The sequence below is a fragment of the Vibrio genomosp. F6 genome, from assembly GCF_005146325.1.
GTDB lineage: Bacteria > Pseudomonadota > Gammaproteobacteria > Enterobacterales > Vibrionaceae > Vibrio > Vibrio cortegadensis.
In genome coordinates this window covers 1-959 of record NZ_SYUT01000132.1, presented here as the reverse complement: position 1 = coordinate 959, position 959 = coordinate 1, and the positions used below count along the sequence as shown (strand labels likewise).

Annotated in this window: 2 protein-coding genes; both read left to right on the top strand. The window is 36.2% G+C overall.

The genetic code is table 11. From position 1 onward, the window contains the following. Positions 1 to 137: 137 nt before the first annotated feature. Positions 138 to 428, top strand: a complete 291-nt coding sequence (locus tag FCV43_RS20125) for a hypothetical protein (protein ID WP_136996182.1) — start codon at positions 138 to 140, stop codon at positions 426 to 428. A gap of 2 nt (positions 429 to 430) precedes the next feature. After that, on the top strand, positions 431 to 799 hold the full coding sequence (locus tag FCV43_RS20120) for a MotA/TolQ/ExbB proton channel family protein (RefSeq protein WP_136996181.1): 369 nt from the start codon (positions 431 to 433) through the stop codon (positions 797 to 799). Positions 800 to 959 lie beyond the last annotated feature (160 nt).

Here is a 959-nt window from a genome sequence, read left to right as displayed (position 1 = left end):
ACCACTTAACGCGGCGTTAACTTGCAAGGAGTTGTTGCACGTTTGAGAAATTACCGTCATCCTAATAAAATCCATATGCAACTAGTGGTTATTTTGGTTATGCTAATGAATTGTTCGTTATTGGAATGTGAAAGTATATGCCATCATCTTTAGTTACATCAGCAATTGAAAGCATCTATGGACGAGTGTCAGGAAAAAATGATGCTAATCGATTATATGAAGTTTTGGTTCCAGAGCTTAAAGAGGCGTTGCAAAGAGGCGAGTCACTGAGTGACCCCCAAGTAAAACGACTAGTGGAGGCAATCTGTGATTTGCCTTCTTGGGGAGCTAAGCAAAGAAATTTTGTAATGTATTACATGAAAGATGCAGATTCAATGAACAGATTGCCACGTAATCCTGATGATCTTATGTATGGGTATTGGTGGTAAATATGGTTCAACAATTAATTAAATCAATCTATTTATCAGTAGTGTTTTTGATCATTGGTAAATTTATCTCTCTTGGTGAGATACTTCAGTTTGTTGATGTGGCTAGTTTTTTATTTGTAGTGATCCCAACACTTATCAGTTTTATACTTGGCCACAATAGCTCAAAAAAAATAGCACTTCGAAACGTTTTATATGTTTCAACCTGTAGTGGTTTGTTAGGGGCAATTATTGGATTAATTCACACTCTTTCAAATTTTGCGGTAGATGCTATTGGAATCCAAGTTGGAATTAGTGTTGCTCTAATCCCGCTTTTTTATGGGGTGTCAATTACTTTGTTATTTATTCCATTTTACTCTCTAGAAAATAATTAGCATCATCACTTAAGTTAGCATTCAATAATTTTGATGCTGAGGCTAAGCAAGTTAACAAACAATTTAAGAGTGACTCCTAACGCTTAGCGATTTCACTCCGGTTTGAAATTTGCGTTTACGGTGCAGCGTTTGGTTTAGGTGTTATAGCGTTGTCGCACCT

What these genes read in the sequence shown, in the direction of transcription:
- FCV43_RS20125 (WP_136996182.1), top strand. Translation starts at nt 138, where the DNA reads ATGCCATCATCTTTAGTTACATCAGCAATTGAAAGCATCTATGGACGA.
- FCV43_RS20120 (WP_136996181.1), top strand. Translation starts at nt 431, where the DNA reads ATGGTTCAACAATTAATTAAATCAATCTATTTATCAGTAGTGTTTTTG.